This window comes from Streptomyces sp. NPDC088812 (assembly GCF_044750285.1).
Classification (GTDB): Bacteria; Actinomycetota; Actinomycetes; order Streptomycetales; family Streptomycetaceae; genus Streptomyces.
Map to the genome: position 1 here is coordinate 162448 of NZ_JBIVJP010000002.1, position 12637 is coordinate 175084.

The window sequence follows — 12637 nt, forward strand, 5'->3', positions numbered from 1 at the left end:
AACCACCCTCCCCACCACGGTCTTGTAGGAAATCTCCTACAACCGTGTGACTGTACTACGGTTACCGGCTGTGGCGAACAGCGATTCCGATGCCGGTGTCCCGGCCCAGCGACTGGCCTTCGGGCGGCGGCTTCGGGCCCTGCGCATGCGTGCGGGAATGACCCAGACCGCGGTGGCCGCCGAGGCGGGGATGGACCGGTCCTTCTACGCCGAGGTGGAGGCCGCGGTCCACAGCGTCTCCGTCGACCGCATCCCCGCCCTGGCCCGGGCTCTGGGGGTCACGCCTGCCGAGCTGTTCCAGGACACGGACCCGGACAGCGAGTAGGAACCCGTGCCCGCGCCTCCCCGTCCTCTTCCTTCACCCACGTCAACAGCCGGAACTCCGCGCCGGCTGCCTGCGGTCCCCCTGCCGGGCACACGGGAGTCGCTGCCCAGCTGGATCAACCGGATCGCCCTCGCCTACCAGATACGCCAGCAGGACACCCTGGAGTCCCTGGGCGTTTCCGCCGCGGAGATACGCAAGGGGGCGGCGGGCCTGGCCCTTGCGCCCTCGGCCGTCGAGGCGATCAGCGCAGCGACAGGGGTGTCCCCGGAAGAGATCGGCGACATCCTGCTGTCCCGCTTCGCGGCCACTGCCCTGCCCAATCTCCCCCTCCCGCCCTACAAGCGACCAAGCGCGCTCACCGGCTGGTCCATGGGCGCATGGGTTCTTCGCCGCCACTCCAATTTCTGCCCCAAGTGCCTCGCCCGAGACGGCCGGTGGCGGCTGGAGTGGAAGCTGCCCTGGAGCTTCGCCTGTCTGGATCACATGGTCTACCTGCGTGAAACGTGCCCGCAGTGCGAGCGCGTGCAGAGCGGTCTGTGCTGGGGGTGGGACAGCCGCGTATGCCAGCTGAGGCGTCCCGCGACCCAGCTGGAGGCCCCGTTCCCCGCCCGCATCCCGCATTCCGGCCCCGGCCAGGCCGTGGTGTGCCGTGGCCGCCTGGACCGGGCCGAGGTGATCCGCATCACCGACATCCGTGCTCTCAAGGGTCAGAGGCGGCTGTTGCGGTGGCTGTACGGAACGCCGGAAAAATCCTCTCGGGAGAGGGAGTTCGCCTCGCTGACCGCTCTCGCGGCCCAGCGGCTCACTCCCGGCATGCTGGAGGGAGCCCAGGCGGAACTCCGGGACGTCCGCCTCTTCGACGACACGGACACCGACACCGGCTGGCCCCAGGCCGAGCCGGAACTGTCACAGATGTGGGCCGCCCCCCTGCGGATGGCCGGGGCCGCCCGCGTGGCCCAGCGCCTGACGACGAAGGATTACCACCCGGCGAGGGCGGCTCAGTGGCTGGTGCTCAAGCAGCCACGCTCCGGCGCCCGGTTCGCCCGTCTCGCCGACCGCGGACGCCAGTTGTCCGGGACGTCCCTGGTGTATGGGCCGTTCCACCACCCCACCGAGCACATGCACGAGGCCCTGCGGGTCGGCCTGGTGTCCCTGCCCCGAGACGGCCCCGCCTACATCAGCACCCTCTCCACGTACCGCGTCCCTCCCACGCCCCGGAGCATGACCGGGGCGAATACCGACCAGGAGTCCCGGTGACACCGAGCGCCCCCGGAAACCGAGGGGACAACATCCCGCCGCCCGGCGAAGCGGTGAAGCGCCCGCGGCGCGGACTTCAACAGGCCCGGCCCGTCCTGGACGAGCACCGGCCTCTGCCGCGTCGCCTGCCCGCCGTACCGCTGCCGCAGCCTGGAGAGTCCCTGTTCAGCTGGGTCGACCACGTCGCCGCCAGCTACGAAGTGGACCGCACTCAGATCATGCACGCCCTCGGCCTGGAGCCACGGTCCAACCATGCGGCACACCTGGCGCAGTACACCGCTCAGCTCCCGCTGCCCGCCGTCCAGATGCTGCAGGCGGCGACCGGGCTGGAACCCGCCCGGCTGCGCGACATGACCATCTCGGGCATCAGCACGGGCCCCGAGCGCCGCAAACCGTACCGGGAGATGCCCTGGGCGCCGGGGGAAACATGGGCGTTCTGCCCAAAGTGCCTTGAACCACCGGTGCGCTGGCCGCTGTGGTGGTACCAGTCGTGGGCGGTGCTGTGCCCCGTGCACGACTGCTACACCGCCTCGTTCTGCCCGGACTGCGGCGCCCCCTTCTCCCCGTCCATCCTGCGCGGAGACGCGGCCGGGCGATGCCCCGGCTTCCTCTCCCGCTCCGATGAACGGCTTCCCGAATCTCCCGGCAAGCGCCGTTCCAAGCGCAAGCGGTGCGGCCGCCCGCTGTGGGAGATCGTCACCCCGCCCGTCGCCGATCCGGTGGTACGCGACGTGCACCAGACCCTGATCGCATACCTCGCCGCGGTCCGCTCCAGTCGGCCGACCGCCACGCAGCAGTGGTTCGACGACTTCCGGACGCTCCGCATCCTTCTCAAGGATCCCGAACCGCTCCGCGTCCAGTCCTTCACCAGCCCCGATCCGGCGCTGAGGGAGCGCTACACCGACCAGCCGGCTGATGACGGCTGGGGGATTGACGGCGACGTCATCCAGTGGCAGCCGTCCGAGTCCGGTTTCCTCCACCCGTGGCGGCAAGGCGCGTTCGGATCGCGCCGCAAGGAACGTGACCCGGTCACCGCGGCCGCCGAGTTCAGCGTCATCGGGCGCATCCTTGGCAGCGGCGACATGGCTGCCGCCGCTTGGGAGACCTTCGGTGTCCCCCGCCGTGCCGCTCTTAGATCGTTCGGTGACGAGCTGCCGTCCTACCTGTCCGGGGCCAGTCCCCAGCTCCACGGGCTTCTGCGTCAGGCTCTGGAGACGGAAGCCGTCGACCAGGTCCTCGGCCCCGCCCGTTGAGGTGACGTCCGGGTGTGGTGCGGCAGCCTCAGATGGCCATCACGCCGCCGCTGTTGTCGTGGACGATGACCTGCCACTCCAGTACCGGGCAGGCAGCGACCATCAGCGTGTCCAGCCCGTCCACGCCGCCCGCGGCGACGCGGCCCAGTGCCTCGTCGTGGACGGGGAAGTTGCCCTGCAGCGCGTCGCAGTGAACGCAGCCGTTGGACAGCTGCCGCTCGCGCATGGTCCTGCTGTAGCGGCTCTTGACGGTCGCGGCCAGAGGGCCGTGGCCGTGCTGCTGGAGCAGCCGCCGCACCAGAGCCATCGTCTTGGCGTTGTCCGTGGTGAACAGCCCGACGTAGCCGCGGCCGGGCCGCTGCGGGTACAGACCGATCAGACACACCGTGTCCTTCCCGCAGGCCCAGCACGCCCGGCTCAGCGTGAGGACGCGCAGGGCCACGGTGGTTGCGATGCCAGGCGGCGGCACCGTCGGCAATTCGATGGCCTCTGGGTCGAAATCGTCGGCCGCAGCACGCTCATCGACGTACTGGCAGGTCGCGCACCGCACTTCCCAGCCTCCGTCGAGGCTCTTGCCGAGAACTCCGCCGCCTGCCGACACCCACACTGAGCACGTCGCGCAGCCGCCCGCGAAGCGATTCTCCACGCCACTCCCTTCCGGCTATGTTTCCGCACGGCTCCATTCGAGGCGCCATTGTCACCCTGGTCCGAGGCGCTGGCAGGCGACGATCCCCCGGCGTCGCGTACGGCCGGTATGCCTCTGCCCGGCGCGCGATCGTCGTCTGTCAGCGGGCAGCGTCCAGGAGCAGGCGGCGCCTGATCACGATGTTCCGCCACCGCTCGCGGGTGCGCTCTTCCCCGTCGATCCACCGTGCCCGCGGGGCCTGTTCGGGCAGCGGGAGGCCGACCATGAAGTGCGCGATGTCGACGTAGTAGGCGTAGTCACCGCTCTGCGTGAGCTCGCACAGGCGGCCGATGCCCGCCGTGAGATCGTTGTGCGCGTCGAGGACCGCATGGTGAAAGCACAGGGCCAGTTGGAGCTTGGCTGCGGCGTAGGAGACGCCGGAGACGCCGATCTCGGCGAGGAGGACAGCAGCCCGCTCCGGCAGGTCTTGGGCGAGCCCGGCATCGCGTACGAGGGCGGCGATGCGCGCGGTCAGCTCGGTGGAGCGCAGGCTGAGGCGCGACAGCAGCCTGTCTGCCACGTCGAGCTCGTCATCGGCCCGCAGGGGTCGGTGAAGGCGACGGCAAAGGCAAGATGCGCCTGGACCATCGCCCTCTCACCCTCGACCGCGTGCTGTTCCGCCTCGCTGCGGTCGGCCAGATAGGCGGCCTCCGCACGGTCCATGTCTCCTTGCACCCACCACACGTCGCCCAGCACCCGCTGGTGGCGCCCCGGCCAGCCCAGTCGCCCGGCGGCTTCCACGGCCGCGGGAAAGTCTCCCGACAGCCTGCTCAGATGTGCCAGGCCGCGTCCTGCGGCGAAGGCCAGGCGGCCTCCGGCCGCGGCGACGCGCTGCATGCCCCGGCGCGAGTCATCGGTCAGTCCGAGGTCGCGCTGGGCCTTGGCCAGGTAGTACGTGGCGAGCTCGACGAGATCCTCGGGGAGCAGCCTGGACGCCAGGACGGCCGAGAGCCGGCTGACGGTTCGTTCACGGTGCTCATGCTGACGGCGGGCTATGGCGCTGAGCGTCTCCACCAGGGCATGCGCGGCAGTGGTCAGGCTGCCCTGCTGCATGTCGCGGGCTGAGGGGAGCACCAGCGGCTCCCCTATGGAATCTCCCACGTACTGGAAGGCGGCATCGGCGAGCCAGCCGAGATCCAGGTCGAAGTCCCGTGCGAGGGCGAGGCCCTGCTGGAGGCAGCCGACCAGGACGGCGCGGTCGCGTCGCGGGTCGTGGCGGCCACTGCGCTTCCAGAGCGAGGAAGGCGCGCTCGGCCGCGCGCCGCCAGTCCTCGTCCGACCAGCGGTCGTCGCTCGCGTCGTCCGCGTTGCGGATGGCGGAACGGATGAGGTCGTGGAGGTGGAAGGGCCAGGGGCTGGAGGCCGACTCCCGGATGAAGGGGCGCTCGGTCAGCCGCAGGGCGGGGGCGTCGTGGTCCATGCCGGCGACCTCGGTCGCCAGGGGGACGGAGAAGGCGCTGAGCAGGCTCACGGAGCGCAGTACGTGACGTTCTTCGCCGCTCAGGTCACTGAGGGTACGGGCGATCAAGGCGGGGAAGTCGTGGTCGAAGTCTGCGACGTGCGGCTGCCGGCCGCCTCGCCGCAGTTCCAGGGCGAGGCACGTGGTGCCGTCGATGCTCTTCGCGGCCTGGGCTGGCAGATCGATGACGCGCTCCTCGACGGCGATCCCTCCACTCCGGTCCCCATCCTGCAGGCCAAGTCCTCGGCACAGGCGGTCCGCACGCGAGGAGGCGCGATGGCGCCGCCGAGGCCAGATCTGGCTCATTTCCGCCCGCGCCCGCGCCGTAGCAACGGTGGTGAGGTGTCGGGGGTCCTGAGCAGCAGCCGGAGACCAACCGAGGCGCCCGAGCCTGCCGACGCGGCGTCTTCGACGACAGCGAGGACGACGAGGAGTCCCTGACCGGCGACGGCGCCTCGGGCATCTGGCCGACTGAACACGCACAGCCGAGCGAGTCCTCAACCTCCCAGGTGCAGGAAGCCGGCATGCCTGCTCCGCACCGCCCCAGGTCACGGTCTACACCCCCTTGCCCAGCTGCTACCTTCCAGAGTCATGAAAGAAGCCGTTTATGTGGGCAATGCAGGTTTGGATGCGGCACTCGATCATGGGTGGTTGCTGGGGCACTTCAAGGAGGCGTCTGACCCCCGACATAGCGAGGCGGTTGAGATCAAGTGGGGCGTACACCCGCGGGGCGACGAGCGGGCGCAGTGGGTAACCGGTGAGCAACGTACAGCCCTCTTGGTGCTCATCAGTGGTCGCTTCCGTGTGGAACTTCCTGGGCGCAGCGTTCTACTGGCTGAGCAGGGGGACTACATTGTGTGGGGTCGGGGTATCGATCACTCTTGGTATGCCGAGGAAGAATCCGTTGTGTTGACAGTTCGCTGGCCGTCCGTCCCTGGGTACAGGGTGATTGGCGATAGTGACAGCGCGGTCATGTCCCCGGGCGTGGTGCTCGAGTGAACTGAGGTTGTTCCCGGGAGTGGGCACCGGGTTTCATGCGGCGGGTGACAGCTTACGTGATAGCCGAGGGCGGAGTGCCGACGGCGCCGGTTGTAGTACGGCATCCAGTGGAACAGTGCCAGCCTCGTCTGTGCCTTCGAGGGCCGGCGCCTTCCATGCGGCAACTCCCGCTTCAGGCTCTGACCGTCGTGCACTTCTTGCGCCGCAGATAACGGCCGACGATGGAGTTGATCCGCACGAGCCGTGTGACGCGCTTGCGGTTGATCTGCCGGCCATGGGTGCGCGGGGCACTATAGGCGCCGGGCGGTGCTTGCCCTGGATCTCGCGGATCTCGGCCACCGTCGCTGGGGCGGGGACTGGAAGCGGAGCGTCAGCCACCCGCCAGTCCCCGACGCTATTGAGATTGGCCATCCGCTGACTGCGGCGGCGGGAGAAAGCCGTCACGCACGAATGAGCCCACATAGCGGGCGAAGAGTGCATCGTCGATCACAGCACAGGTCACCCCGCTCGCCCGCAATGCGCGGCGGGTGGTCTTGGAGTCGAAGACCGGGGAGCTCGTGCGGATCTTCCCGGACGGTGTGGAGCCCGTCGGTGGCAGGAGGCCAAGCAGAGGGAAAGCCGCATTGCCTGGGTCCTGTTCCACCTGCTGGTGCCATGACTCTAGAGGAGTGTCATCCAGGCGGTAGCCGAGCGCGCGGAGCCGGGCCACAATGTCGGCGAAGGACAGGTGACGTTCGCTGGAGAGGTGATAAGTGCGGCCCGCGGTCGAAGGATCGGTGGACAGGACGCTGATCGCGGCGCTCACGAAGTCGACAGGGACCAGATCGAAGTCGGATGGGTAGTCGCATGGGGCGATCCCAGCCTGAAGGCAGCCCTTGACCAGCAGCCAGAGGAAATCCGAGGTCTGGCAGAGGCCGCTGGTGGTTTCCCCGCTAATCCTGGTGGGGCGGAACACGGTAACGGGCAGGCTGCGTTCCCTGGCCTTGGCTACCAGCGCCTCGGCCACCCACTTGGTCTGGGCGTATCCATGGCGCAGCAGTGCTCCGTTGCCCAGCGAATGCGCGGGTGAGATGTGGCCGCCTAGTGGCCCGTCAGGGGGGTAGACACCGACGGTGGAGACGTGGTGCATCGGCACGGTGCGGTGGGAAGCGGCTAGTCGCAGTAGTTCGGCGGTGCCGTCGACGTTGACAGCTTTGAGCTGATCGTAGGTGTAGGTGAGGTTCACAGCGGCACCGCTGTGAAAGATCGCGTCGATGGAGCGCGCCAAGTGGTCGAAGGTTAGCTGGTCGAGACCGAGGCGGGGTAGTCCCAGATCGCCAACCAGCGGTTGGATGCGGGCCGCGTAGCGCCCGCACCACAGTTGGTAGCGTTCCAAGGTGCGGCGCAGGCGCTTGTGGGCGGCTGCGGTGTCGTCCGCGCGGACAAGGCAGTGCACCGTTGCATGGGTGCGTTCGAGCAGGTCACGGAGGAGGAACGCGCCGAGGAATCCGGTGGCTCCCGTCAGGAGGATGTGGCGAGGGTGGGCCGTCGCGGGCACTATCTCGGACGCGGCGGTGAGCTCGGCGGCGAGGACGGCGCGCGATGCCAGACCCGTTGCCTGTGGGGTGGCGCCGGTGCTGCGGATCAGGCTGGCAAGGGCGGAAATGGTAGGGGCGGCGAAAATGTCAGCGGGGCGAAGGTTCAGGTCCAGTTCGGTGCGGAGTCTCACGGCGAGACGTACAGCGAGGAGCGAGTTGCCTCCGCGGGAGAAGAAGTCGTCGTCCGGGCTGATGCGGTCGGTACGCAGAATGTCGGTCCAGACAGCGGCCAGTTCGTGTTCGAGGCCGTCGGAAGGGACACGTTCCCATGACGTCACGGGGCGCGAGGCCCGGGTGACGGATGAGTGCAACCGGTGGACGGCCGCTCGGTCGGTCTTGCCGCTGGCGGTGCGGGGCAGGGAGGTGACCCGGACAGGGTTGGGGGGGAGAAGGTAGTGAGGCAATCGATCTCGCAACGCCTTGTGCACTTGGTCCGGTTCCGCCGTTCCGGTGAAGTAGGCAGCCAGATGCCTTTCCTCGGCACTGGTGCCCTCCACCAGGACGACGGCTTCTGTTACACCGGGAATGGCTTTGAGCGCGGCCTCCGCCTCTCCTGGCTCAACGCGGTAGCCGCGGATCTTGACCTGGCCGTCGATCCGGCCTAGGAACTGAATGGTGCCGTCGGCCAAGAATCTTCCCAGGTCGCCGGTGCGGTAAAGAAGCCCTGAGCGGGAGGGTGCGAAGATGTCGGGGGTGAAGCGTCGAGTGTGTGTGGCCTCGTCCGAAAGATAGCCCAGAGCCACCCCATCGCCTGCGACGCAAATCTCGCCGACGGCTCCGATCGGGCGCGGCCGGAGTCGCTCGTCGAGGATGTAGACCTTACTGCCAGGGACCGGTCGTCCGATCGGCGGCCGGTCCGGCCAGGTCGTGGGAGCACCGGTGAGTGGATGGGCGGTAACGACATGGGTCTCGGACGGCCCGTATTGGTTCTCCAGCCGCGCCTGGGGGCAGCCGGCGAAGAACTCCCTGATCGCTGGGGTCACGTACAGCTCTTCTCCCGCCGTGATCACCTCACGGAGACTGTAAGCGCGGCGGCCGACTGCGACGGCGTAAGCAGCGAGCTGTTGGAGAGCAACGTAGGGCAGGAAGAGACGCTCGGCCGAGTGTTGCTCGATGAGGTCGAGCACGCGGTGCGGGTCGCCTCGGATGGCGTCCGGCACGAGGACGAGGGTGCCACCAGAGCCCCAGCTGCTGAATATCTCTTGGAACGCCACGTCGAAGCCAAGCGGCGCGAATTGCAGGGTGCGTGTACCGTCCGCCGCGTCGGAGGCCTGGCACTGCCAGGCCAAGAGCGCGGCGAGAGAGCGGTGGGGCATCGCCACCCCCTTCGGCTGTCCGGTGGAACCGGAGGTATACACGACGTAGGCAAGATCGTCGGGCGTAACGGACGGCAGTGTCGCCGACGAGGCGTCGGGGGCGTCCTCTAGAAAGAGTGTGGTGACGCGGGGCGGGACTAGGCCCGGGGCAGTGGCCACCTCACGTCCGGTGAGCAGGGCGGCCGCCCCACTGTCGCGGATCATGAAGGCGGTGCGCTCCAGCGGCAGGGCGGGGTCGATCGGTACGCAGGCGCCGCCGGCGCGCAGCACCGCCAGTATGGCGATCATGGCGTCGGCCGAGCGTTCCAAGCGGATGCCGATTCGCTTCCGGGCGAGACCGCAAGCCACCAGCCACCGCGCTCGGGATTCCGTAGCCGCCCAGAGCGCCGCGTATGTCAGCCGCCGCTCGCCGTCGACGAGGGCCAGGACGTCCGGCATTAGCCGGGCGGTTCGTTCGGTGGCCTCGTGGGCGAGCGGCCGGTCGCCAGTCGGCTCGGGGCCGTGACTGAGCCGGTCGGTGATCAGGTGCCGTTCCACCTGGGACATGACCGCCAAGTCGTCCACCGCCCGGTCGGGGTTATGCGCGGCGTCGGCGAGCAGTGCGAGGAAGCGCTCGGTAAGTCGGCCTGCGGTGTCGGGGTCGAAGATTTCGGCCGCGTACTCCAGCCTGCCCCGGTAGCCCCCGTCTTGGGGGATGAGATTGAGGAAGACGTCGAACTTGGCCGTACCGTTGTGACTGTACAACCGCTTGGTGGTGACACCGGGCAGGCGGAGCCCGGGGGCACCGGCGTCGTCCACGGTGAACACGATCTGGAACAGCGGGAATCTGGACTGGGTCCGCTCACCAGCCCGCTCCCCCACCAGGCGGCTAAACGGCACACAGCGGTGCGCCATAGCCCCGCGTACGACGGCACTCGTAGCGGCGACGAGATCGCGGAACGACTGGCCGGGGCGCATGTGCTGACGCAGCGGCATGACATCGGTGAGGCAGGCAATCAGCGGTTCGAGCTCCCACCGGTCCCGCCGACTGACCGGGGTGCCCAGCACGATGTCGTCCTGGCCTCCGAGCCTGCTGACGAGGACGGTCAGTGCTGCGGTGAGTAGGACGAAAGGTGTGGTGCGCAGTTCCCGGCAGGTCCGGTGGACGGCGGCGCCGAGGTCTGCTCCGACGGTGAACTCGATCAGACCGCCTTCATCGCCCAGAACCTGTGGGCGGGGGCGATCCAGGGGGAAGGCGGACTCGTCAGGCGCGCCGTCTAGCGTCCGTCGCCAGTACTCCATGGCCTCGTCGGCCGCGGCCGTCTCCTGGCGACGGGCCGTCGCATACTCGCCGAACGACAGTGGCAGTTCTGCAAGATCTGGGGCACGGTTCTCGACGAAGGCCTGGTACAGCTCGCTGAACTCCTCGTCCAGCAGACGTAGGCTCCATCCGTCGATGACGGCGTGGTGCAGGGCGATCGCCAGGACGGCGTCACGCTCGCCGATACGCAGCAGGGTCGCCCTGAGCAGCGGGGGTCGCTCCGCGGGCAGCGGGCCGGAGATGGCCACGCGGACAGCTTCCGGTAGGTCGTCCGCCGTAACCAAACGGATGTCGAGCGGCACCTGGGTAGGAGGACACACCACCTGCACCGTCCGGCCGTCCTCGAGTACCAGAGCGGTGCGCAGCGGCTCGTGGCGCGTGACGATCGCGGTCAGCGCAGCCTCGATGGCCGCAGTGTCGATGGTGCCGCGCAACCGGTGAATCCAGGACTCCACATAGCGGCCGCTCCCCGTCTGGAACTGATCGTTGAGCCAGATGGACTCCTGCTCCCAGGACATGGGGTACCTGGACATGGGGCGTGGGGTCACGCGTCACCTTCTGTGGTGTCATGTTGTCGCAGCGAGCCGGCCAGCGCGGCTCGGTCCAACTTTCCGTTTACGGTGAGGGGGAGGCCATCCCTGCGGTGCACAAGATCCGGCACGAGGTATCGCGGGAGTCTGGCGGCCAGGGCCTGGCGCACGGTCTGGGGAAGCGGGAGGTCCGGCGCGCCGGCGGCGCCGTCGCAGGTGTAGAAGAGCGCCATCCGCTCGTATCCGCCGCTCTGCCTGCGGATCGGGACGACCGCGCACTCGCCGACTCCCGGCAAGGTCTGGGTGAAAGCCTCCACCTCTTCCGGTTCCACCCGGTGTCCCCTGACCTTGACCTGCCGATCAGAGCGCCCTGCGAAGTGCAGTACGCCGTCGGGGTCCTGGAAGCCGAGGTCCCCCGTGCGGTAGACGCGGGTACGGAGGCCGTCGAGGACCACGGTCGGGAAACTGCGTGCGGTGAGCGCCGGATCGCCGAGGTAGCCGACGGCGACACCGTCCCCAGTGACGCAGATCTCCCCGACAGAGCCGGGTTCGGCGGGACGCCCGTCCGACAGTACGTAGATGTGCCGCCCCGGTACCGGGTGACCCACCGGGATGCCGGACGGCAGGTCGCAGTCCGGCCGTCGTATCCGTCGAGCAGTGGCGAACACGCAGCTCTCGACGGGTCCGTAGCCATTCGTCAGCACGATCCCAGGGTGTGAGTCGAGGAACGCGCGGACCCTGCGCACGGAGAGCCGTTCACCGCCGGTGAGGACATGACGCAGTCCCCGGAAGCCGCCGGGGTCCTCGTCCATGAAGAGGTTAAACAGCGAGGCGGTGAGCCACACTGTGTCAACGCCGTCCCGGTCGGCGAGTACGCGCAGGGTGCCGGGCATCAGGTAGTCCCTGTCCACCACAACACTGGTCCCGCCGTTGATCAGCGGGCCCCAGGTCTCCATGGTGAAGGCGTCCCAGCTCACGGGCGCGGCCTGGGGCATCACCGGAGCAGATGGAAACGGCTCGAAGCCGCCGCTGAAGAGGCTGGTGGTGGCCTTATGGCTGGAGACCACGGCCTTCGGGCTGCCCGTGGTCCCGGATGTGAAGAAGACTGTTGCAGGGCTTTCGGGGTCAACTGGCGAGCCCGGGCGGGTGGAGGACAGCTCCGCCGTACGGCGGACGCCGTGCGGCGGCGGGTGCCATACCGGCCCGGTCCAGCCGCCGGGCGCGTCAAGGGCGACAGTCACGCGGGGGCGCAGCATCCTGAGCACACGGTGGATGCGGTCAGCGGGCCATCTTGGATCCAGGGCCGCGTACGCCGCTCCGGTCTTCAGCACGGCGAGCAGCGCCGTCACCAGTTCCGCCGATCGGGGCAGCAGCACCGGTATGAAGCCGCCCGGGCCAGCACCCCGCTCGCGGAGCGCGACAGCCCAGACGTCGGACGCTGCGTCCAGTTCCGCGTAGCTGATCCGGGTGGTGCCGTGGACAAGGGCGATGGCGTCCGGGGCGATCTGGGCCCGGCGCCCGACCGCCGTATGAATGGGCAAGGGGGCGGCCGGGTATTGCGACGGGCTGGCGTCGGCACGGACGTTCAACGGGCCTCCCGAGCTGCGGAGACCACCGCGATAAACCCGGCGAGGTCGTCACTGTCGAGCAGAGCCTCGGGGCCGATGTCGAGGGCAAATTCCCGGCTGACGCGCAGGCATATCCGCATCGCGTCGAGGGAGGTGCCGCCCATGTCGTAGAAACTGTCGGTCGGTCGTTGGGGGCCAGAACGAATCACTTCGCCCACGATGGACAATACGACTTCTCCGGTGCTGTCAGCTGTCATCATCGGGTCCGGCACTCTGGGTAACCTTCCTGTGTCCGTCGGCGTGAATATTCTGGGATTGATCAGCCCGTGGCGATTACCGAGAAACCCTTCAGGTTCACGTCATGTCGC

Annotated in this window: 11 protein-coding genes and 1 pseudogene; 5 read left to right on the plus strand and 7 right to left on the minus strand. The window is 68.7% G+C overall.

Translation table 11 applies throughout. The features are described 5' to 3' along the window. Positions 1 to 70: 70 nt before the first annotated feature. From ACIP67_RS04355 to ACIP67_RS04365, 3 genes are read left to right on the plus strand one after another with little or no spacing between them, the layout of a single operon-like run. On the plus strand, positions 71 to 325 hold the full coding sequence (locus ACIP67_RS04355; RefSeq protein WP_401687147.1) for a helix-turn-helix domain-containing protein: 255 nt from the start codon (positions 71 to 73) through the stop codon (positions 323 to 325). A gap of 6 nt (positions 326 to 331) precedes the next feature. Then, positions 332 to 1582, plus strand: coding sequence for a TniQ family protein (locus tag ACIP67_RS04360; protein ID WP_401687149.1), 1251 nt, complete (start codon positions 332 to 334; stop codon positions 1580 to 1582). Then, a complete protein-coding gene (locus tag ACIP67_RS04365) occupies positions 1579 to 2835 on the plus strand; it encodes a TniQ family protein (protein ID WP_401687151.1) in 1257 nt (418 codons plus the stop codon). The genes ACIP67_RS04360 and ACIP67_RS04365 overlap by 4 nt, the downstream gene beginning before the upstream one ends. A gap of 28 nt (positions 2836 to 2863) precedes the next feature. Here the strand turns inward: ACIP67_RS04365 and ACIP67_RS04370 are convergent, their stop codons facing one another. The 3 genes from ACIP67_RS04370 to ACIP67_RS04380 form a co-directional block, all read right to left on the minus strand. Beyond that, positions 2864 to 3481, minus strand: coding sequence for a hypothetical protein (locus ACIP67_RS04370; protein WP_401687154.1), 618 nt, complete (start codon positions 3479 to 3481; stop codon positions 2864 to 2866). A gap of 139 nt (positions 3482 to 3620) precedes the next feature. Continuing rightward, on the minus strand, positions 3621 to 4040 hold the full coding sequence (locus ACIP67_RS04375) for a hypothetical protein (RefSeq protein WP_401687157.1): 420 nt from the start codon (positions 4038 to 4040) through the stop codon (positions 3621 to 3623). Next, positions 3992 to 4573 (minus strand): hypothetical protein, encoded by a 582-nt coding sequence (locus ACIP67_RS04380; RefSeq protein ID WP_401687160.1) that lies wholly within the window; start codon positions 4571 to 4573, stop codon positions 3992 to 3994. Before ACIP67_RS04380 ends, ACIP67_RS04375 begins: the two co-directional genes overlap by 49 nt. A 430-nt stretch (positions 4574 to 5003) precedes the next feature. Here ACIP67_RS04380 and ACIP67_RS04385 point away from each other — a divergent pair, with 430 nt between their 5' ends. Further along, complete coding sequence (locus ACIP67_RS04385) at positions 5004 to 5420, plus strand: hypothetical protein (protein ID WP_401687162.1); 417 nt, start codon at positions 5004 to 5006, stop codon at positions 5418 to 5420. Positions 5421 to 5570: 150 nt separating this feature from the next. Next, entirely contained in the window at positions 5571 to 5978 is a 408-nt protein-coding gene (locus ACIP67_RS04390; RefSeq protein WP_401687165.1) for a signal peptidase I, read from the plus strand. 59 nt (positions 5979 to 6037) lie between these two features. Here ACIP67_RS04390 and ACIP67_RS04395 read toward each other — a convergent pair. The 4 genes and pseudogenes from ACIP67_RS04395 to ACIP67_RS04410 all read right to left on the minus strand — a co-directional run. After that, a pseudogene (locus ACIP67_RS04395) lies at positions 6038 to 6160 on the minus strand (integrase core domain-containing protein); the annotation flags it as partial. A 212-nt stretch (positions 6161 to 6372) separates the two neighbouring features. After that, positions 6373 to 10689 (minus strand): amino acid adenylation domain-containing protein, encoded by a 4317-nt coding sequence (locus tag ACIP67_RS04400; protein WP_401687168.1) that lies wholly within the window; start codon positions 10687 to 10689, stop codon positions 6373 to 6375. Positions 10690 to 10715: 26 nt separating this feature from the next. Continuing rightward, entirely contained in the window at positions 10716 to 12290 is a 1575-nt protein-coding gene (locus tag ACIP67_RS04405; RefSeq protein WP_401687170.1) for an amino acid adenylation domain-containing protein, read from the minus strand. Then, entirely contained in the window at positions 12287 to 12541 is a 255-nt protein-coding gene (locus ACIP67_RS04410) for an acyl carrier protein (RefSeq protein ID WP_401687172.1), read from the minus strand. The genes ACIP67_RS04405 and ACIP67_RS04410 overlap by 4 nt, the downstream gene beginning before the upstream one ends. Between the last annotated feature and the right edge of the window lie 96 nt (positions 12542 to 12637).

Coding starts and splice junctions, on each gene's coding strand:
- ACIP67_RS04390 (WP_401687165.1), top strand. CDS start 5,571: ATGAAAGAAGCCGTTTATGTGGGCAATGCAGGTTTGGATGCGGCACTC.
- ACIP67_RS04400 (WP_401687168.1), bottom strand. CDS start 10,689: ATGTCCTGGGAGCAGGAGTCCATCTGGCTCAACGATCAGTTCCAGACG.
- ACIP67_RS04380 (WP_401687160.1), bottom strand. CDS start 4,573: ATGCAGCAGGGCAGCCTGACCACTGCCGCGCATGCCCTGGTGGAGACG.